Genomic DNA, 17,443 nt, shown 5'->3' with positions numbered 1-17,443 from the left:
AATGAAGGAATAGAAAGGGTAAGCCTCATGAAAATAGAAGAAAAGCGGATTGCATGGACTATTTTATCCATACAATCCGCTTTTTTGAATTCTACCTTTCACAAATCCTCAGTTTTTCAGTGGCCTCGTGTGGATCAGGACGCTTTTTTCTTTGATCAATTTTATGTCCCTGAGAGTACGAGGGACTGTTCAAGGGTGGAGGAAATGCGGCTTTCTGTATTAACCCCGGAGAGTTTTGTAATCGTTCTGCCTTCCTTTTTTACAACGAGCATAGGGAGAGAGTCATCTTCTATATCTTTTACTTTATGTGATTCTGTGGTCGTCTGCTTAAACTGCAGGCGCTTCTTGTCCTCAATATCCAATTTCCAATTCAGAAGGGCACTCATGTAGTTTTCTGCCTTTTCTTCCTGTTCCGGATTCGTATAGAGATACAATTCATATTCGTCAGGAGACGCTGAGAGAACCTGAACTTCTTCTGACTTTCCAATGCATCCCATTAGCAGGAGCAGCACGGTGAGAATGATGAGCTTGGATGTGTGCATGTGTACGTCTCTCCCTTACCTGAATTCACATTTAGTTTAACAGATCAAAAGCAGGGAAGCCGTATTGTTATGGATTTGTCATAGGAATGAAAGCCTGGTGTTTTATAGTGAAAAGACTTGTTAAAAAAAACGGGGGAGTGGGGAGAGCTTTCTATAAAAAAAGCCCGGGGATAAACCCCGGGCTTTCTGATTCAACTTATCGTTTCTTCTTAAGATCGACTTTTTTCGCTTCTTCCTGGAACGTTTTAAATAGGGAGAAGCAGATAAGAATCAAAATGAATGTGAATGGGAAGGCTGCGATAATGGCAGCTGTCTGAAGGGCTCCTAATCCACCCTGCCACAGCAGCACAGCAGCAGCGCCTGCCTGAATGATACCCCAAGTGAATTTCACCTGGTTTTTCGGGTTCAGGCTTCCGTTTGTCGTCTGCATACCAAGAACGAAGGTTGCAGAGTCGGCAGATGTGATAAAGAACGTACTGATCAACAGTAGTCCGATGACACTCATAATCGCACCGAGCGGAATATGCTGGAGCATGGAGAACAGAGCAACTTCTGTACCCAGTTCATTAACGTCAGACATAATATCTACGCCGTCGAAGAATTCAAGAGAAATCGCTGTTCCGCCAAATACGGAGAACCAAAGGGCACCGAAGATGGTTGGAACGAGCAGTACACCTAGAATAAATTCACGGATGGTACGGCCGCGGGATACACGGGCAATAAATGTACCTACGAATGGTGCCCAGGAAATCCACCAGGCCCAGTAGAAGATCGTCCATCCCTGTACCCAGGAATTGTCCTCGGCGAAAGGTGTCAGACGGAAACTCATATAAGGAAGGTCACGAACATAAGAACCGAATGTCGTCGTGAAGTAATCCATAATGAAGTTCGTTGGTCCTGCAAACAACAGGAATACCATTAGAGTGATCGCAAGGACAATGTTGGTGTTACTCAAGTACTTGATCCCTTTGTTCAAACCGGTCATGGCAGAAACCATGAACAATACGGTAACGGCACAGATGATGATCAACTGCAGCGTAAAGGTGTCTTCAAGCCCGTCGATAACAAATGCGAGACCACTTGAGATCTGCAGGGCACCAAGTCCAAGAGAAGTAGCTACACCAAAAATAGTCGCAAATACGGCGATGAAGTCCACTAAAGTACCAATTGGACCTTTGACTCTCTTTTCACCTAATACCGGTGTAAGAGCTGCACTGATGACACCCGGCGCATCTTTTCTGAATTTGAAGTAAGCCAGAGCCAGGGCAAGTACTGCATAAATGGCCCAAGGGTGAAGTCCCCAGTGGAAGAAGGCATATTTCATTGCAGCCTGAGCCGCTTCCTCACTCATAGGATCCTGTCCTGGAAGTGGCGGCGTGTGGAAGTGGGAAAGAGGTTCCGCGGCTCCCCAGAATACAAGACCGATACCCATACCTGCACTGAACAGCATCGCAAACCATGTAATGTATGGGTATTCCGGTTCATCATCAGGCTTACCAAGCTTCAGCTTTCCGAATTTGGAGAAGACAAGGAAGATGGCAAAGATTAAGAAGCCTGTAGCAGATAATAGATAAAACCATCCGAACTTATCGGTTAAAAAGCCCTGAATTGTTGATGTAACATTGCTTAAGTTCCAAGTTGGAAGGGTGGATTCAGGAATAACCCCCCATCCGATGAATAAAATGGCGACGACAACTGAGATATAAAACACTTTCGTCACTTGATTCATGAAGAAAATCCCTCCTAATAAGTATATTGTTTGATTCCCCTCATTGAAATCAGGCCTAAAAGTAACACCTTTTCACGACATGCATCTGTTTTTCTGACAAATTTTGCAATTCTTCCAATACATCGTGAAAACAAAGCATTTCGTAGATCAAAATGGTTTGAGGGGGTAAGTGATGCCTGTACCCGGTCTGTTTAACGACATGTTCTTCTTTCCATTTCCAAAATGCTTCATCTAATTGATGCACCATATTAAATTGTCTTTCACTGATCGAATGAGCCGGGTCAAGCAGGACATTGACATATTCATCCGTCAGTTCGAGAAGCAGCTCTTTTTCACTTTCTGTAAAATCAGAGGCTTTTGTCTGCACATACTGCAGGTTTCCCAAATGATAGGCAATCTGCTGAAAGGCGGCAAGCTTTCGCTGGGAGAGTTGAAAAGAAACCATTTCCTCGTCGGTATGACGGTGGTATTTCCATTCTTCACGCTGATAGCGGGACAGCTGGTTGGTTTTCTCCAGGTGGGCTGTCAGCTGACGGTATGACCGCTGAATCCCACGGCTTTTCTCTTTAGATTCTGCCGTTACACTCTCAATTATACGCCTCAAGAGCAGACCAGCTTGATTATACAGACCATTGATGTTTTTGTAAATCGTAGGGGAGTAATTGGGTGGCAGCAGGAAAAAATTCACAAATGTCGAAATGATGATCCCAATGGATGTAGTACCCAATCTTGTGAAAAACGAAACAAAATAGTGGTCCTGAAAATCAGGAATCATAGCTGTAGCTGTGATCGTTGCCACCAAAATCCCATCATCAAGCTTCAGTTTGTGACAAACGGCAATCGTAGCCATGGCGACCAGTGCGAATGTCAGCGCGCCTTTCCCGAATAATCCGTAAAAGGCAGTCGCAAGTAAAGCGCCGATTGCTGATGCAGGAAACCGGACCGCTGCCTTCTTAATGGAATCTGCTGCCGTATGCTCAATCGTCACGATGGCTGTAATGACAGCAAAGATGATCGGCAAATTAAAAAAACCGCATATTAATGCAGTCAAAAAGACAGAAATCCCCGTTTTCAGTGTGCGGCTTCCCAAAATCTTAAAATTTTTCAATGTATGAAGCATAACCATCACCCATATGTCGTGTCTTCTGGCCACGGTTTCTTATTATATAATAAATTACCCAAAAACGATAGAAAAAATGTCGGATAATCTATTATAATGATAAAAGTGGAAATACATAACAGTGGAGGGTCAAACAATGAAACGATGGTTGAGTGTGTTCCTGCTTATGCTTGTATTCCTGGCTGCCTGTGGCGGTAACGAAGGGACAGCAGGATCAGAAGGAGAGCAGACAGAGTCAGACGAACCGGCTGCTGAACAGGAAAAGGAAAGTACAGAGACGGCAGATAACGCGGAAACAGAAGAGGATAAAGAAGAAGAAAGTAACAAAGGGTCGGAAGAAGATAAAGCTGCCCAGGAAGCTTTCATCCAGAAAGAGGCTCAATATGAGATGACAGGCAGCTGGTCCTTCCAGCCGATTGCTGATGCTGATCCGGAGGTCGCTTTATTAACGATTGATGACATTCCTGATGAACATGCCCTGGAGATGGCGGAAACTTTGAAAGAAAAAGAAGCGCCGGCCATTTTCTTTGTCAACGGGCACTTCCTGGACACTCCAGATGAAGAACTGGCCGATAAGAGAAAACAGTGGATTAAGGAAATTCATGAAATGGGCTTCCCAATTGGAAACCATACGTATTCTCACAAGGATCTAAAAACGATGTCCGAGGAAGAGCAGCGCGAGGAAATTCTGACTGTCAGTGACCAGATTGAAGACATTACGGGAGAAAGGCCGGTATTTTACCGTTCACCTTTTGGGTCCAACACAGATTTTGTGAAGCAGCTCGCTGAAGAAGAAGGCATGCTGCTGATGAACTGGACGTATGGGTATGACTGGGAACAGGAATATCAAAATGCTTCTTCACTCGCGGATATTATGGTTAACACACCTCTACTGGCTGATGGTGCAAACTTACTGATGCATGATCGTGATTGGACGAATGAGGCTCTTGGGGATATTGTAGACGGATTAAGAGACAAAGGGTACACACTGCTCGACCCTGCGCTCATCCAGACACCGTAAACAACAACATGTTACAAACGATGAAAGCAGGAAGCCGTTCGGTTTCCTGCTTTTTTGATCCTATTTTAAAAGAACGTCGCATATAGTGGTAGGAAGGCATCTTATTAGTATGTCATATTTTAAAAAAAGTTATACTTTTAAGGTTGATTTTTGCAATGAGCCATATTAAAATGAAACTACATTGAAAACGATTACAAATGAAGGGGTGGATATGAATGGGAACAATCGTATGTCAAGACTGTCAAAAGGTGATTGAGCATTACGAAAATGAGAAGGTTTCTACTTTATACGGCACATGCCCGACATGCACGGATACGGAAGAGTAAGCATTAAAAAAGCCGGACGCTTTTAAGCGTCCGGCTTTTTTTATTATATCCAACTATTTGAAGGCTTTCTGTTCACGGATGACCTGAATGGTTTCCAAGGTATCATCAATCGGCCCCTGTACAGGCAGCCCTGCTTCCATGTTTTCAAAAATGTAATCAATATTATCAGCGGTAATGATCTCACCTGGGATGAAGATAGGGATGCCCGGAGGGTAGACCATTACGAATTCGGCACTGATTCTGCCTGCTGCTTCTTTTAAGGGAACAGTCTCTGTTGTGGAGTAGAAGGCTTCCCGTGGTGATAAAGCAAGCACTGGAATGTCAGGGACTTTTACAGAAGCTGGGATCACTTCCTCCTGCGTTCTGCACAGGTCTGTTAAATGATGCAGCGCCTGTACTAATGTATCGATCTCCTGCATGCTGTCCCCCGGCGTAATGATACAGAGAATATTGTACAGATCAGATAGTTCCACTTCAATGCTGTAATTTTCTCTCAGCCACACTTCGACATCATACCCGGTCATGCCGAGATTTTTTACAGAAATGATCAATTTCGTCGGGTCATAGTCAATCGCTGCACTGGGCGATAAGATGTCGGCCCCTGGACAGAAAATGGCCGGGATTTGATTCAGCTTTTCCCTGGCTTGATCTGCCAGCTGAATCGCATTTTCCATCAGTTCATGTCCGTTTATGGCAAGGTGTCGTCTCGCTGCATCCAGAGAGGCCAGCAGAATATAAGAAGTGGACGTTGTATGAAGCATGGATAATACCGCCTGTACCCGCTCATGGGATACGAGTCCTTCCTTCATGTTCAAGACAGAGCTCTGCGTCAGCGATCCGCCCAGCTTATGGACGCTGGTCGAGGCCATATCCGCACCTGCCTGCATCGCGGACATAGGGAGACGTTCATGGAAGTGAATATGAACCCCGTGGGCTTCATCTACAAGGACAGGGATGTCAAAGCTGTGGGCAAGATCCACAATGCCTTTCAAATCAGCAGATACGCCGAAGTACGTCGGATTAATAACGAGCAGACCTTTAGCGTCTGGATGGGCCTCACACGCTTTCTTAACGGCCTCTGTGGTGATGCCGTGGGAAATACCGAAACGATCATCAAGTTCCGGGTGAATGAAAACAGGCTTCGCCCCTGAAAAAATAATAGCAGTGGTGACAGACTTGTGGACGTTCCTGGGTACAATGATTTTGTCGCCGGGCTGGCAGACGCTCATAATCATCGTCATGATGGCCCCGGAGGTTCCCTGAACGGAAAAGAATGTGTAATCTGCACCAAAAGCCTCCGCTGCAAGCTCCTGGGCTTCTTTGATCATCCCTTGTGGATGATGGAGGTCATCCAGGGGCTGTATGTTAATTAAATCAATGGATAATGCATTATCACCGATAAAGGAACGAAATTCCACGTCCATTCCACGTCCACCTTTATGTCCGGGGATATGGAATTGAACAGGATTGCGGTCCCGGTGTTTCTTCAACCCTGTAAACAGGGGAGTCTCATGTTGATTCATGTATAGGAACACCTCTTTATAATAGGAAAGCAAATGAATTATAGCAGAGTCAAGAACCTTGCGCCAGTCTTTTATGTCTCCTTTTTCCAATCGTGCTAAAATAGAAGAACGGAGGTGGAGGATATGAAATGGAGAACGCGCGTGACGGAACTTTTGGACATTACATACCCTGTCATTCAAGGGGGACTTGCTTACCTGGCCTATTCGAATCTGGCCGCTGCTGTATCAAACGCCGGAGGGCTTGGCCAGCTGACAGCCATGAGCATGAGCGGGCCGGAACAATTAAGGAAGGAAATTCAGATGGTCCGTGAAAAAACGACCCGCCCGTTCGGCGTCAACTTTGCCATTGGGCAGCATGGCCGCCCCTTTGAAAAAATGGTCCAGACAGCTGTCGATGAACAGGTGCCGGTGATTTCTGTGACCGGTGGCAACCCGAAGGGTGTTTTGGAAGCGGTTAACGGGACGGGGATCAAAACGCTCGTCCTGGTCGCTGCACGCAGACAGGCGGTTAAAGCACAAGAGCTCGGTGCAGACGCTGTGATGGTCGTTGGCCATGAAGGCGGGGGCCACCTGGGGCGCGATGATGTAGGAACGTTTGTGCTTACCCCGCAGGTGGTCGATGCGGTAGATATTCCGGTGATTGCTTCAGGAGGCATTGGAGACGGCCGGGGGTTAATGGCCGCACTTTCCCTTGGGGCGGACGGTGTAGAAATGGGGACAAGGTTTATTGCCACAAAAGAGTGCACCCATGCGCATCCTGCCTATAAGGAAGCCTTGATCCAAGCGGATGAAACGTCAACGACCGTCATTAAAAGAAGTTTGAAGGCTCCGGCCCGGGCCTTGAAAAATGACTGGACAACTCGTATCTTAGAATTGGAGCAGGAGGAAGCCGGCTATGAAGGTCTCCGCTCCTATATCAGCGGGGATGCGAATAAAACATTTATCTACGAAGGGCAGAAGGGACATGGCTTCGGCTGGGCGGGCCAGGTAGCATCCCGCATCCATGATGTCCCAACGGTTGAAGAATTCTTTGGCCGGATGATGAAGGAAGCGGAGGAGATCCGCACCCGCTGGTCTTAATGAAGGAGGAAATAAGATGAGTTATACCTATCCGATTGATGAAATTCACTGGTCCAAGGAAGAAATCATTGATGTCGTGAATTTCTACAGTTTGGTTGAACAGGCGTATGAGCAGGGAGTGAAACGGGATGATCTGCTGCTGGCCTATACCCGGTTTAAACAGATTGTCCCGTCCAAAAGTGAAGAAAAAACACTCTGCGGGCAGTTTGAAAAAGAATCCGGTTATTCCTGCTACCGCACTGTCAAGCAGGCACGAAGCCTCAGTGAAGGTGAACGATTGAAAATGTAAAAAAAGAGACACACGGCTGACGTGTGTCTCTTACTTTTCTTCCAACTGTTTCGTGTAGCGGTACAAGGGTTCCAGCGTCTGGAAGGTTTCCCGGCAGAAGTCAATGAAGGCTTCAGGGTCCTTCAAACGCTCATCGCCTCGCTGAAGCTGACGGCCGCACAAAATTTCAGCTTTTTTAACGGTTTTCAGCCGCTCGGTCATTTTGGAAAATGTCTCTTCATCCACATCACTGTGAGGAGCTGCATCCGGCTTCATGTGATCTACAGACCAGACGAAGTCATCTGGAATGTGATTGAGGACTTCTTTTTTGTTTTCTTCCAGTTTGGAAGCGAAATCAGCTTTGATCGGACTTTCATAAATAACGGCGAACCATACGAATACGTGCGTTTCCCATAATCCGATTTGGAAGTGCGGAAGCTTTTTGTAGCCGCGCTTACTGGAGGCGAGGGCGGCCCAGGTATCGTTCGGCGGATTCGTTTTGCGCCGGGCGTGTCTGGCAACGTGAACAAACATCTCATCCCCGGTCATGGCTGTAACATCCGCAGAAAGTTCCTCAGCTGCAGCCTCCAGCTTGGGGGAGATTCTTTCCCGGAGTGCTTCCATTCTATTCTCCAGTCCCGGAATGGAGAATACATCAAAGTCTTCTTGAGTAAAGCCTGTAAAAGTCGTCAAACTATCATCTCCTACTATTTCTTCCATATTAGTTTAACACAATTCGACAAAGTTACTAAGGGATGCGCCTGGTGGGTTTGAACGCGGGAAAAATGGGTTACATATAAGTAATCTAATTGAAACTTCTGTCGTTAAAGCCACATATATATATGGTAAGGATTTAAAAGGGAGGGATTGGCAATGAAACATGTTATGGAAGCGTTGCGTAAGAGAGAAGCTGAAGAGAAGCTCCCGGTAATCCGTATGGAAATTGATTACGAACTGGTGACCCTGCATGATGCAATGATTGCAGGAGATACCCAGCAGATGACAAAGACTAAGAGGCGCCTTTCTGAACTTCGTAAACAATTAATTGAATGGTCGATCTAGAATCAGGCAGCGATAGAGTTGCCTGTTTTTTTTGTATCGTTTTATAGGAAAGAAATCGAGGATCCGGTGTCCTTCTATCATTAGGATAAGACCGTAAAAGAACGACCAAGCATGCAATTATTGTCTGCATTTGGTACGATTGGGGATGAGACTGATAAAAGGGGTACGATGCTATGGATCAACAGACAAAGAATGAAGTGTTCGATCAAGCTAAAGCATGGATACTGGAAGCGGGCGAGCGGATCAAAGCAAATATTGACGCCCCCCGTTCCATTGAAACAAAATCCAATCCGAATGACCTTGTTACTGAAATGGATCAGCAGACAGAACAATTTTTCGCTGGGAACATTAAAAACGCCTATCCGGAGCACTATCTGCTTGGAGAAGAAGGATTTGGGGACGAGCTGGAAGATCTCGGCGGGACCGTCTGGATTGTAGACCCTATCGACGGTACAATGAACTTTGTCCACCAGAAGCGCAACTTTGCCATATCCATCGGCATTTACGTAGATGGTGTAGGTGAAATCGGCTTTATTTATAACGTTATGGAAGGTACTCTTTACACAGCTAAACGCGGGGAAGGCGCATGGAAAAACGATGTACAGCTGCCCCAGTTGAGTAAAGACCGTCCGCTGAAGCAGTCGATTCTGGCTTTGAACACGACCTGGCTGATTCCGGAAAACCCGTTTATAGAACATAAAGGGGTGGAGGAGCTTGTGAAGACGCTCAGAAGCACCCGTTCCTACGGCTCAGCTGCACTGGAGCTTGCTTTTGTCGCTGAAGGGCTTCTGGATGGATATTTAACGATGACGCTGATGCCGTGGGATTATGCCGCTGGAAGCATCCTCGTCCGTGAGGTGGGTGGAATCGTTACCCGTGCGGATAAAGAAGAATTGGATCTGTTGAATAAAACAACCGTTTTGGCATGCAGGTCCAATATTCATGAAGAAATTATCAATGATTACGTCCATTTAAAAAAATAAAACAAAAGCGACCTTGAAAAAGGTCGCTTGTTTTGTGTGCGGATGATTTAGTCAGCATGAACGGCGTCCCGTTTTCTTTTGCGGCGGAGACCGACGCTCATGAGAGCAAAGCCGGATAGGAAGAGGAGTCCGGCCAGCCAGAATAATTTCTGACCGATGGCGAATCCGACAAAAACGAAACTTAAAATGACAAGAACAGCAAGCATTGCGTTGTTCATCATAGTCTTGAAATCACCTCTATTCGATACCAGTATATCGGATTTTAACGCGGATGAAAATGGTTTCACGGGTAGCAACTCTGTAAGGTTTCTAGTAATATGGATGAAAGAACAGGATCTCATGAGGAGGAACATCATGCAGGATACATCCACGCTTCCAGTACCGACGGATTTATGGCCGGTGGCCGACTTCTTTTTCCGCGGGCTTGGCAGCGAAGTGAATTTAAACGATGAAAGCGAAGTAACGATGTTGTTTCGTTCGTTTATGCTGTTATACTTAACGACTGTCATTTTAGCGATCATTACGTTCAAGCTGGGATTTGCAAGAAAGCTCCCCGTGTTGAAGACGATCGTTGTTTATGCGGTACTGATCATTGGTACATTCGTACTGACGTTGATTCTGGGATTGAATCTGCCTGTACCTGAAAGCCTGCTGGTAGCAGCTTTAATTCTCGGCATTTACAGAGTGAGGCTTCACAGGGAACGGTCAGCCAGACAGCAGAGAGAGTCCTGAAATGGAAAACCCGGCTTACTTAAGTAAGCCGGGTTTTTTATCGTTAACTCAAATGTTTTTCTCTTTTACGTTCACGGTGGAAACGGAAATCGCCGGTAGCCAGTCTTTTTTTCGTATTTTCAGCAATACGTTCATGACATGACTGACACATATACGTGTTGATCCTCCGGTTTCTTAACCGTTTCGCCTGTAGACAGTAGCTGTCTATTTTTTCAATGTGATCACAAATCACGCATTGGACACGCATCGACTCACCTCTATTTTCTTTCTGCGGTTATCTCTAGTGTAACACATGTGAAAATTTAGAAATAGATGGAGTTTCTACGTTTTAACAGATCATGGTTTGGGAACTGTAATTACAGAAGTCATGGAAAGGATGATAATAGTGAGAAAACGTTGGATGGTTACTGCAGCCGGCGCCCTTGCCGGCGGTGTTGCTGCCTACTTTCTAAAAGACGGAGACAACAGACAGAAAGTGAAGGATAAGGCAGGTTCCCTTCAAAACCGATGGAAGAAAGGCGACGACATGCCGATTGAGGAAGCGGGTAAACCGGAAACCGCTGACTTGGAAAACTCCAAAATGGTAAACGAGGGATCTCAGTTCGGAGTACAATACTATAATGAACTGACAGAAAAGGAAAGAGAAATCCTGGAAAAAAGTAACAGCTAAATCCTCTTTAGGATTTAGCTGTTTTTCTGTACTAATCAGAATAAGACTGCTCATTTTCTACTTGATCCAGATTCTTCTGTTCTTCTTCCGGGATAGAGTCCTGGTTGTTATTTGACTTCGGCTCTTCATTGACAGGGCCTTCAGGCATATAGCGGGCTACAATCTGGCTGAGTTCGTCGGTTAATGCGTCTACAGGGTGTCCCTGGGCAATTTTGTCCCCAAGCCCCCTGAGTCGTTCGACGACATCAGCATCTGCAAAAACGGCGGCCTGTTTTCCGTAAGGGTCATTCTTTAGTGCTTCTGCAACAGAATACTTAATTACGCCGACACGGGAGCGGTCCAGGTCCTTGTCCACATCAATCCCGACGGCGACGTAATCACCTAGAACAACGGCTGTAGCATCGTGGACGTCGGGGACCTGTACTGCAAGCCCCGCTAAATGCTCAGCTGCTTCTTCTCTGGTCATCGTCTTTTTCTCAATGGGATCGGAGTCAGACACGTATTTGAATTTCGGATCGTTCTGCTTCTCCTCCAGGAGCGACTGTTCATTTCCGCCCTGCTGACAAGCGCTCAGTAAAAGGAAAGCCGTTAATAATAGGAATGTCTTCAAAGGAAACCACCACTTTTTTTACTTATAGCCTGTGCCGGAGAAGAGATAATATACAAAAAGGACAGCTGCGGGGAGCCGTCCTTCCTGATTATTGAAATACGATTTTTTTAATCCCTTTCACAGGTGTTTCCTTGTTGGAACCATCTCCAAAGTACAAGTGGACAGGGCCGTCCGTTTTCAATGGTTTTCCATTTTCCGCAAATAACAGCAGGGCATCCTTTAAATCATCGGCTTGGACAATTTCTTCTCCCTCATCGGAAACGAGGGCCGCTTTTTCTGCCTGCACCGATGGCTCGCTGGTTTGCAGAAAAGGCAGAAGGGGCATTAGAAAAGTGCCGTTAATGATCCGCTGCTTTTCATAGCGGTTGATGCTTTTATTCACAGGTGGATTCAGTTTCTGCTGATATACTTCCCTGTCGAAGCGGAGGGATTTCCGTTTCAATTCATCTTCCTCCTCGGGGGTTGTTTCTGATGGGCCCCCTTCAAATGCTTCAGAAAATGTTACTTTGCGGTCATCAAAAATCCATACGGTGGGATCTAAAGTAATGGGAAACTTTACTTTTCCAGTTAGTTGAACAATCATGGCTGAAGCCACCTTTCAAAATAGTAAGAATCATCCATCCAAAATCATAGCAGATAATGAATTCGATTTCATTAAAGGAGGCTCTTTTCTTTGATTAAAGATATTTCCGAACAAGTATTAAATGAATGGCTTGAAAATGTGCGTCCCTATGCGTACGACGGTCAGGTAGCCGACTATATACCGGCATTGGGCAGGCAGAATCCGGAAGACCTTGCCGTAGCACTCCATTATCTCGATGGGGACACGGTGGAAGCCGGACGGACGGAAGTGCGCTTTACCCTTCAAAGTATTTCCAAAGTCATATCACTCGCCCTGGCGCTTATGGATAACGGGGAGGAGTATGTATTTGACCGAGTAGGGATGGAGCCTACCGGCGATCCGTTCCACTCCATTTACAGACTGGAGCAGATCCCGTCCAAGCCGTTGAATCCGATGATTAATGCTGGAGCATTGGCTGTAACGAATATGATACACGGGGCAACCCCTGACGAAAAAGTCGGCAGGCTTTTGAGCTTTGTTCATGATTTAACGGATGATCACAGCATCGGATATAATGAAGAGGTAGCCAGTTCTGAATTTGAAACGGCATTTCTGAACCGTTCCCTGCTGTTTTATATGAAGCAGCACCAGATTGTTACAGGAAGCGTGGAGGAAACGCTCGATGCTTATACAAAGCAGTGTGCCATTGAAGTCAACGTCTGTCAGCTTGCACGGATCGGCGCTCTCCTTGCGAATGAGGGGCGCGATATTGCCTCCGGACGGCGGATTATTCCGAAGCACCTGGCCCGTATCTGCAAAACTTTCATGGTCACCTGCGGGATGTACGATGCCTCCGGCTCCTTTGCCATCAAAGTGGGGATTCCCGCAAAAAGCGGTGTTTCCGGATCGGTTTTAGCTTCACTGAATGATTTCGGAGGAATCGCCGTGTATGGTCCAAGCCTGGATGAAAAAGGAAACAGCGTCGTGGGCTTGAAACTTCTGGAAACGTTGTCCAACCGATACGACCTCTCCATCTTCTGAGCCGGCTCCATTCCATTGTTGCAATTTTCACGCCGAAACGATAATATAGTTAGAAGAAAGACTTGTGTAATGGAGGGGATTTCAATGTTGTCTGATGTGGCTGTGGATCATCGGGAAAAAGCCTATGCCCTTCTAAAAGCTGACGCTGATAAAATATTAAGACTGATTAAAGTCCAAATGGATAATCTCACAATGCCCCAGTGTCCACTATATGAAGAAGTATTAGATACACAGATGTTTGGATTATCCCGTGAAATACATTTCGCAGTTCGCTTGAATTTAATCAGCGAAGTAGAAGGTAAGGATTTACTGGATAACCTGGAGAAGCAGCTGAACGTTCTGCACGAAGCTGCCCAGAAGTCATAATGTAAAGCTCAAATTGCGACAGATGCTGTTGTGGTTTGAGCTTTTTTTATATCCTTCCATTGATGTTTGGCGTTCTTCCATCTGTTTAGACGTAAAATTGTCAGATTTGAAGGAATTTTGCAACGCAGCGGAGAATCTATGTAAGCGGAGAAGAAGATTTTACGTACATAGAGGGAGTGGGATAATGACAGAGGCAGTAAAAATCAATAAAGTGCTTGTAGCGAACCGTGGAGAGATCGCGATTCGTGTATTCAGAGCGTGTACAGAACTTAATATTCGGACAGTAGCGGTGTATTCCCAGGAGGATACCGGCTCCTACCATCGTTATAAAGCGGATGAGGCTTATCTTGTCGGGGCAGGGAAAAAGCCGATTGATGCGTATCTTGATATTGAAGGAATTATCGAAATTGCCAAAAGTGTCGGAGTAGATGCCATTCACCCCGGTTACGGTTTTCTTTCGGAGAATATTCAGTTTGCCAAACGCTGTGAAGAGGAAGGGATCGTTTTCATCGGTCCTACAAGCGCACACTTAAACATGTTTGGAGATAAGGTGAAAGCAAGAGAGCAGGCTGTTCAGGCAGGAATACCAGTGATACCGGGCACCGATGGACCGGTGAAAGGCCTGAAGGAAATCCACGATTTCGGAGCCCGGCATGGATTTCCGATTATGATCAAAGCGGCTATGGGCGGCGGCGGTCGTGGGATGAGGGTGGTCCGAAGCGCTGAAACCCTCGACGAGTCGTATGAACGGGCCCGTTCCGAAGCACGCGCAGCTTTTGGAAGTGATGAAGTCTATGTGGAAAAGCTGATTGAGGAACCGAAGCATATCGAAGTACAGATCATTGGTGACAGAGATGGGAATATCGTTCATTTGTATGAACGGGACTGCTCAGTTCAAAGGCGTCATCAGAAAGTGGTCGAAATTGCGCCCAGTGTGAACTTAAGTGATCAATTGAGAGAGGACATATGTCAGGCTGCGGTCAAGTTAATGGAAAACGTTTCCTATATTAATGCGGGCACCGTTGAGTTTTTAGTGACGGATGAAGAGTTCTATTTTATTGAAGTGAATCCCCGTGTCCAGGTAGAGCATACCATTACGGAGATGATTACAGGGGTGGACATTGTTCAAACACAGATTATGGTGGCTGAAGGCCGCAGCCTCCACAGCAGCTGTATCGGAATTCCAAAGCAGGAGGAGATCCGTACCCACGGGTATGCGATTCAATCCAGGGTCACGACAGAGGATCCATTGAATAACTTCATGCCGGATACCGGCAAGATTATGGCCTACCGATCCGGTGGAGGGTTCGGCGTCCGTCTCGATGCGGGGAATGGATTCCAGGGAGCTGTTATTTCCCCTTATTATGATTCCCTGCTCGTAAAACTATCGACATGGGCCCTGAGCTTTGATCAAGCCGCACATAAAATGCTGCGGAACCTTAAAGAGTTCCGGATCCGCGGAATTAAAACGAACATTCCGTTTCTTGAAAATGTCGTCCAGCACAAGCAGTTCCTGTCAGGAGAATATAATACGACATTTATCGACCGGTCTCCGGAGCTCTTTGTTTTCCCTAAGCGGAAGGACCGGGGGACAAAGATGCTTACCTACATTGCCGACCGGACCGTGAATGGGTTTGAAGGGTATGGAAACCGGAAGAAGCCGGTCTTCCACAAGCCGCGTATACCTGCAGTCAAACATTCTGAACCAATGCCGGAAGGGACGAAACAGCTGCTTGACGAACGAGGACCTGAAGGCCTGGCCGAATGGCTGAAAAGTCAAAAGGAAGTGTTATTGACAGACACGACTTTCCGCGATGCCCATCAATCCCTTCTGGCTACACGTGTCCGGACGAAAGATCTGGAGAACATTGCCGAACCGACCGCCCGTCTGCTTCCAGATTTGTTTTCGCTTGAGATGTGGGGAGGGGCGACCTTTGATGTATCCTACCGCTTCTTAAATGAAGACCCATGGGAAAGGCTGTTGAAGCTGAGGGCCAAGGCACCGAATCTCCTGTTTCAAATGCTTCTGCGTTCCTCCAATGCTGTCGGTTATAAAAACTATCCGGATAACCTGATTCGGGAGTTTGTTGATAAAAGTGCGTCAGCGGGCATTGATGTGTTCCGTATTTTCGACTCGCTGAACTGGGTGGAAGGGATGAAGCTCACTATCAATGCTGTTCGGGAATCCGGTAAAGCAGCGGAAGCCGCTATGTGCTACACCGGTGACATCCTTGACAGAGGGAGAGGGAAATATGACCTGGCCTATTATAAAAAACTGGCCCGGGAACTGGAAGCTGCCGGTGCGCACATCCTCGGAATCAAAGATATGGCCGGCCTGTTAAAGCCTGAAGCAGCCTATCAGCTGATCTCCACCCTGAAAGAAACTGTGGACATTCCGATTCATCTTCACACGCACGATACAAGCGGCAATGGACTCCTGACGTATCATAAAGCTGTTGATGCAGGTGTGGATGTCGTTGATGTTGCTGCAGGAGCGATGGCCGGCCTTACTTCCCAGCCGAGTGCCAACAGTCTCTATTACGCATTAGAAGGTCATGAGCGGAAGCCGAAGCTGAACATCGATTCCTATGAGAAGCTCGGCCACTACTGGGAGGATATTCGAAAGTATTATAAGGATTTTGAAAGTGGGATGAATGCCCCCCACACGGAAGTGTACAAACATGAGATGCCGGGAGGTCAGTACAGCAATCTCCAGCAGCAGGCGAAAGCCGTCGGCCTTGGTGAACGCTGGGATGAAGTGAAGACCATGTACCGCCGGGTCAACGATATGTTCGGAGATATTGTGAAGGTCACCCCTTCTTCCAAGATTGTAGGGGATATGGCGCTTTATATGGTTCAGAATGAGTTGAATGAGGATGACATTTATGAAAAAGGGGAATCCCTGGATTTTCCTGACAGTGTCATAGAATTTTTCCAAGGATACCTCGGCCAGCCTTATGGAGGATTTCCAGCTGAACTGCAGCGGATTATCCTGAAGGGGCGGGAACCGATTCAAGTGCGCCCGGGAGAACTGCTGGAACCGGTCGATTTCAATAATTTAAAGGAAACGCTCTTCCATTCTCTCGACAGACAGGTCACAAGCTTTGATATGATCAGCTATGCCTTGTATCCAAAAGTATTCATGGATCACCAAAAGTTCAGAGAGCAGTATGGGGATATGTCTGTACTCGATACACCCTCCTTCCTTTATGGGATGAGGCTGGGAGAGGAGATCGAAGTCGAAATCGAGCAGGGGAAAACCTTGATTGTAAAGCTTGTTTCAGTCGGTGAACCTCAGGTGGACGGTACGAGGATCGTGTATTTCGAGCTGAACGGTCAGCCAAGGGAAGTTGTAGTGAAGGACGAAAATGTCAAAGCGGCCGTACAGGAGCGTCCGAAAGCGGATAAAACGAATGAAAGACATATCGGTGCGACAATGCCGGGGACCGTCATCAAAGTTTTATCCAAAAAGGGAGAAAAGGTGAACAAAGGGGACCACTTGATGATCACAGAGGCTATGAAAATGGAAACCACTGTTCAGGCTCCGTTTGATGGTGTGATCAAAGACATCTACGTCAACAATAATGAAGCCATTCACGTCGGTGATCTCTTAATTGAGTTTGAGTAAAAGATTTAATGAGCAGCTAAATGATTCAGACTATCGCAGCCCCCGCTTCCGCGCTCTTAAGAGAGCAGGAAGGCGGGGGTTTGTTCTGCTTCATGATTCAGCATGAAAAAGGTTAATAAATGGGTAGGAACAGGAGGGAATCGGGGCAGACTGATGAAAAAGGGCATTTTTGTCATAGAA

At 46.5% G+C, this 17,443-nt stretch carries 20 protein-coding genes; 11 read left to right on the top strand and 9 right to left on the bottom strand.

The annotated features are described in order from the left end of the window. Nucleotides 1–161 precede the first annotated feature (161 nt). The 3 genes from GLV97_RS08650 to GLV97_RS08640 form a co-directional block, all read right to left on the bottom strand. The gene (locus GLV97_RS08650) at nt 162–542 is read right to left on the bottom strand and encodes a hypothetical protein (RefSeq protein WP_160835463.1); all 381 of its coding nucleotides are present in this window, start codon (nt 540–542) and stop codon (nt 162–164) included. A gap of 196 nt (nt 543–738) precedes the next feature. Then, nucleotides 739–2,271, bottom strand: coding sequence for a glycine betaine uptake BCCT transporter (locus GLV97_RS08645; protein ID WP_160835464.1), 1,533 nt, complete (start codon nt 2,269–2,271; stop codon nt 739–741). 55 nt (nt 2,272–2,326) lie between these two features. Then, complete coding sequence (locus GLV97_RS08640) at nt 2,327–3,391, bottom strand: FUSC family protein (RefSeq protein ID WP_160840192.1); 1,065 nt, start codon at nt 3,389–3,391, stop codon at nt 2,327–2,329. A gap of 136 nt (nt 3,392–3,527) precedes the next feature. Here GLV97_RS08640 and GLV97_RS08635 point away from each other — a divergent pair, with 136 nt between their 5' ends. Continuing rightward, complete coding sequence (locus tag GLV97_RS08635) at nt 3,528–4,412, top strand: polysaccharide deacetylase family protein (RefSeq protein ID WP_160889505.1); 885 nt, start codon at nt 3,528–3,530, stop codon at nt 4,410–4,412. 215 nt (nt 4,413–4,627) lie between these two features. Then, entirely contained in the window at nt 4,628–4,738 is a 111-nt protein-coding gene (locus GLV97_RS08630) for a GapA-binding peptide SR1P (RefSeq protein ID WP_160835466.1), read from the top strand. 53 nt (nt 4,739–4,791) lie between these two features. Here GLV97_RS08630 and GLV97_RS08625 read toward each other — a convergent pair whose 3' ends face one another. Beyond that, nucleotides 4,792–6,261, bottom strand: coding sequence for an aminotransferase class I/II-fold pyridoxal phosphate-dependent enzyme (locus GLV97_RS08625; RefSeq protein ID WP_160889504.1), 1,470 nt, complete (start codon nt 6,259–6,261; stop codon nt 4,792–4,794). A gap of 123 nt (nt 6,262–6,384) precedes the next feature. On the opposite strand from GLV97_RS08625, the gene GLV97_RS08620 reads away from it, so the two are divergent. After that, complete coding sequence (locus GLV97_RS08620; RefSeq protein WP_160835468.1) at nt 6,385–7,341, top strand: NAD(P)H-dependent flavin oxidoreductase; 957 nt, start codon at nt 6,385–6,387, stop codon at nt 7,339–7,341. A gap of 16 nt (nt 7,342–7,357) precedes the next feature. Continuing rightward, entirely contained in the window at nt 7,358–7,630 is a 273-nt protein-coding gene (locus GLV97_RS08615) for a UPF0223 family protein (RefSeq protein WP_160835469.1), read from the top strand. A gap of 30 nt (nt 7,631–7,660) precedes the next feature. Here the strand turns inward: GLV97_RS08615 and GLV97_RS08610 are convergent, their stop codons facing one another. After that, on the bottom strand, nt 7,661–8,302 hold the full coding sequence (locus GLV97_RS08610) for a YktB family protein (RefSeq protein WP_160840195.1): 642 nt from the start codon (nt 8,300–8,302) through the stop codon (nt 7,661–7,663). A gap of 180 nt (nt 8,303–8,482) precedes the next feature. Between GLV97_RS08610 and GLV97_RS08605 the strand changes: the two genes are divergently transcribed. Together GLV97_RS08605 and GLV97_RS08600 are read left to right on the top strand one after the other, a co-directional pair. Further along, nucleotides 8,483–8,671 carry a hypothetical protein gene (locus GLV97_RS08605; RefSeq protein ID WP_160835471.1) on the top strand — a complete coding sequence of 63 codons (189 nt, stop codon included), beginning with the start codon at nt 8,483–8,485 and terminating at the stop codon, nt 8,669–8,671. 173 nt (nt 8,672–8,844) lie between these two features. Continuing rightward, a complete protein-coding gene (locus tag GLV97_RS08600) occupies nt 8,845–9,654 on the top strand; it encodes an inositol monophosphatase family protein (RefSeq protein WP_160889503.1) in 810 nt (269 codons plus the stop codon). Nucleotides 9,655–9,701: 47 nt separating this feature from the next. Here GLV97_RS08600 and GLV97_RS19785 read toward each other — a convergent pair whose 3' ends face one another. Further along, nucleotides 9,702–9,875 carry a hypothetical protein gene (locus tag GLV97_RS19785; protein ID WP_202409567.1) on the bottom strand — a complete coding sequence of 58 codons (174 nt, stop codon included), beginning with the start codon at nt 9,873–9,875 and terminating at the stop codon, nt 9,702–9,704. A gap of 133 nt (nt 9,876–10,008) precedes the next feature. On the opposite strand from GLV97_RS19785, the gene GLV97_RS08595 reads away from it, so the two are divergent. After that, a complete protein-coding gene (locus GLV97_RS08595) occupies nt 10,009–10,386 on the top strand; it encodes a YlaH-like family protein (RefSeq protein ID WP_160835473.1) in 378 nt (125 codons plus the stop codon). A gap of 43 nt (nt 10,387–10,429) precedes the next feature. Here the strand turns inward: GLV97_RS08595 and GLV97_RS08590 are convergent, their stop codons facing one another. Next, entirely contained in the window at nt 10,430–10,633 is a 204-nt protein-coding gene (locus GLV97_RS08590; protein ID WP_160835474.1) for a YlaI family protein, read from the bottom strand. 138 nt (nt 10,634–10,771) lie between these two features. Between GLV97_RS08590 and GLV97_RS08585 the strand changes: the two genes are divergently transcribed. Further along, on the top strand, nt 10,772–11,056 hold the full coding sequence (locus GLV97_RS08585; RefSeq protein ID WP_160835475.1) for a hypothetical protein: 285 nt from the start codon (nt 10,772–10,774) through the stop codon (nt 11,054–11,056). A gap of 31 nt (nt 11,057–11,087) precedes the next feature. On the opposite strand, the gene GLV97_RS08580 is transcribed toward GLV97_RS08585, so the two are convergent. Further along, nucleotides 11,088–11,666: a YhcN/YlaJ family sporulation lipoprotein gene (locus tag GLV97_RS08580; protein ID WP_160889502.1), complete on the bottom strand. Its 579-nt coding sequence runs from the start codon at nt 11,664–11,666 to the stop codon at nt 11,088–11,090. Nucleotides 11,667–11,754: 88 nt separating this feature from the next. After that, nucleotides 11,755–12,249 carry a hypothetical protein gene (locus GLV97_RS08575; RefSeq protein ID WP_160835477.1) on the bottom strand — a complete coding sequence of 165 codons (495 nt, stop codon included), beginning with the start codon at nt 12,247–12,249 and terminating at the stop codon, nt 11,755–11,757. Nucleotides 12,250–12,339: 90 nt separating this feature from the next. Between GLV97_RS08575 and glsA the strand changes: the two genes are divergently transcribed. The 3 genes from glsA to pyc all read left to right on the top strand — a co-directional run bounded on the left by glsA (nt 12,340) and on the right by pyc (nt 17,263). Further along, nucleotides 12,340–13,269 carry a glutaminase A gene (glsA, locus tag GLV97_RS08570; RefSeq protein ID WP_160889501.1) on the top strand — a complete coding sequence of 310 codons (930 nt, stop codon included), beginning with the start codon at nt 12,340–12,342 and terminating at the stop codon, nt 13,267–13,269. A gap of 84 nt (nt 13,270–13,353) precedes the next feature. After that, entirely contained in the window at nt 13,354–13,635 is a 282-nt protein-coding gene (locus GLV97_RS08565) for a DUF1507 family protein (RefSeq protein ID WP_027954072.1), read from the top strand. Between the two features lie 184 nt (nt 13,636–13,819). Beyond that, complete coding sequence (gene pyc, locus GLV97_RS08560; RefSeq protein WP_160889500.1) at nt 13,820–17,263, top strand: pyruvate carboxylase; 3,444 nt, start codon at nt 13,820–13,822, stop codon at nt 17,261–17,263. The last annotated feature ends 180 nt before the right edge of the window (nt 17,264–17,443 follow it).

Source organism: Halobacillus litoralis (genome assembly GCF_009856355.1).
In the GTDB taxonomy this organism is placed as follows: domain Bacteria; phylum Bacillota; class Bacilli; order Bacillales; family Halobacillaceae; genus Halobacillus; species Halobacillus litoralis_B.
The sequence above is the reverse complement of the archived record's forward strand: the minus strand, read 5'-3'. Positions and strand labels throughout refer to the sequence as shown.

What these genes read in the sequence shown, in the direction of transcription:
- GLV97_RS08640 (WP_160840192.1), bottom strand. Translation starts at nt 3,391, where the DNA reads ATGCTTCATACATTGAAAAATTTTAAGATTTTGGGAAGCCGCACACTG.
- GLV97_RS08595 (WP_160835473.1), top strand. Translation starts at nt 10,009, where the DNA reads ATGCAGGATACATCCACGCTTCCAGTACCGACGGATTTATGGCCGGTG.
- pyc (WP_160889500.1), top strand. Translation starts at nt 13,820, where the DNA reads ATGACAGAGGCAGTAAAAATCAATAAAGTGCTTGTAGCGAACCGTGGA.
- GLV97_RS08625 (WP_160889504.1), bottom strand. Translation starts at nt 6,261, where the DNA reads ATGAATCAACATGAGACTCCCCTGTTTACAGGGTTGAAGAAACACCGG.
- GLV97_RS08600 (WP_160889503.1), top strand. Translation starts at nt 8,845, where the DNA reads ATGGATCAACAGACAAAGAATGAAGTGTTCGATCAAGCTAAAGCATGG.
- GLV97_RS08575 (WP_160835477.1), bottom strand. Translation starts at nt 12,249, where the DNA reads ATGATTGTTCAACTAACTGGAAAAGTAAAGTTTCCCATTACTTTAGAT.
- GLV97_RS08650 (WP_160835463.1), bottom strand. Translation starts at nt 542, where the DNA reads ATGCACACATCCAAGCTCATCATTCTCACCGTGCTGCTCCTGCTAATG.
- GLV97_RS08620 (WP_160835468.1), top strand. Translation starts at nt 6,385, where the DNA reads ATGAAATGGAGAACGCGCGTGACGGAACTTTTGGACATTACATACCCT.
- GLV97_RS08590 (WP_160835474.1), bottom strand. Translation starts at nt 10,633, where the DNA reads ATGCGTGTCCAATGCGTGATTTGTGATCACATTGAAAAAATAGACAGC.
- GLV97_RS08615 (WP_160835469.1), top strand. Translation starts at nt 7,358, where the DNA reads ATGAGTTATACCTATCCGATTGATGAAATTCACTGGTCCAAGGAAGAA.
- GLV97_RS19785 (WP_202409567.1), bottom strand. Translation starts at nt 9,875, where the DNA reads ATGATGAACAACGCAATGCTTGCTGTTCTTGTCATTTTAAGTTTCGTT.
- GLV97_RS08645 (WP_160835464.1), bottom strand. Translation starts at nt 2,271, where the DNA reads ATGAATCAAGTGACGAAAGTGTTTTATATCTCAGTTGTCGTCGCCATT.
- GLV97_RS08635 (WP_160889505.1), top strand. Translation starts at nt 3,528, where the DNA reads ATGAAACGATGGTTGAGTGTGTTCCTGCTTATGCTTGTATTCCTGGCT.
- GLV97_RS08605 (WP_160835471.1), top strand. Translation starts at nt 8,483, where the DNA reads ATGAAACATGTTATGGAAGCGTTGCGTAAGAGAGAAGCTGAAGAGAAG.
- GLV97_RS08630 (WP_160835466.1), top strand. Translation starts at nt 4,628, where the DNA reads ATGGGAACAATCGTATGTCAAGACTGTCAAAAGGTGATTGAGCATTAC.
- GLV97_RS08565 (WP_027954072.1), top strand. Translation starts at nt 13,354, where the DNA reads ATGTTGTCTGATGTGGCTGTGGATCATCGGGAAAAAGCCTATGCCCTT.